1 protein-coding gene is annotated in these 899 nt (G+C 76.3%); it reads left to right on the top strand.

Annotated features, from left to right (window positions below; translation table 11 throughout):
• Positions 1-899 (top strand): hypothetical protein (locus HUW36_RS33575; RefSeq protein ID WP_217428930.1); only part of this gene is annotated, 899 nt, incomplete at both ends.

Below are 899 nucleotides of genomic sequence, written 5' to 3'. Positions count from 1 at the left end.
GACCGCGGCGCCGTGCTGCTGGACGCCGCCGCCGGGCGGGCACGCTGGCAACGCGGCGGGCCGACCAGCCGGGTCGCGGTCGGATCCGCCGGCACGGTCGCGGCCCTGACCGGCACCACCGTCACGGTGTACGACCTGGGCGGCGCGACACTGGCCCGGGTCTCGTTGAGCGGCCGCACGGTCAGCGACGTCGCCGTGGACGACCGCAGCGGCCTGGTCTTCGTCAGCGGTTTCCGGCAGACCGGCGGCGCGCGGTGCGTGCCGGTGCAGATCGCCTACGTGCACGCCTACGACCGGCGGGGCACGCTGCGCTGGCGTGCCTACGACCATCCCGTGGACCGGCTGGGCGACCTGTGCGCGGACAGCCGGGCCGACCGCGTGGCGCTGGGCCGGGACGGGCGGCTCTACGTGGCCGGGGAGACCGCCGGCGGGAACACGATCTTCGCCCGCTCGGCCGCCGATCCGGGCCGGCCCGCGCCGAACGTGGTCACCGACGACTTCAGCCAGGCCAGCAACACCGGGAACGCGCACTACACCTACCTCGCCCGGTTCGATCCCGCCTCGGGCCGTCAGCTCGCCGGTCAGGTGGTGATCAGCCGCATCGACAGCAAGGGGAACCGGGGCAACACCATCACGCCGTCCGCGGTGACCGCCGACGAGTCCGGACGGGTCTACGTCGGCGGGGTGTCCGCGTACCAGATCGCCGGCCGCGCCCAGGTGACGCTCGGCGGCCGGCGGCTGGCCCCGTACGCCGGTGGTGACGCCTGGGTGCTGGTGCTCTCCGCCGACCTGCGGCGGCGGCTGACCTGGGTGGTGTTCACCGACGGCGGCGCCGGCGTGGTGCGCGGGGTGGCCGTGTCCGGCGGCGTCGCGGCGGCGGCGGCGCAGGTGGACCGGGC

It is taken from the genome of Micromonospora maritima, from assembly GCF_902825405.1.
GTDB lineage: Bacteria > Actinomycetota > Actinomycetes > Mycobacteriales > Micromonosporaceae > Micromonospora > Micromonospora maritima.
Note: the sequence above shows the minus strand (reverse complement) of the source record. Positions and strands in the feature narration are given on the sequence as shown.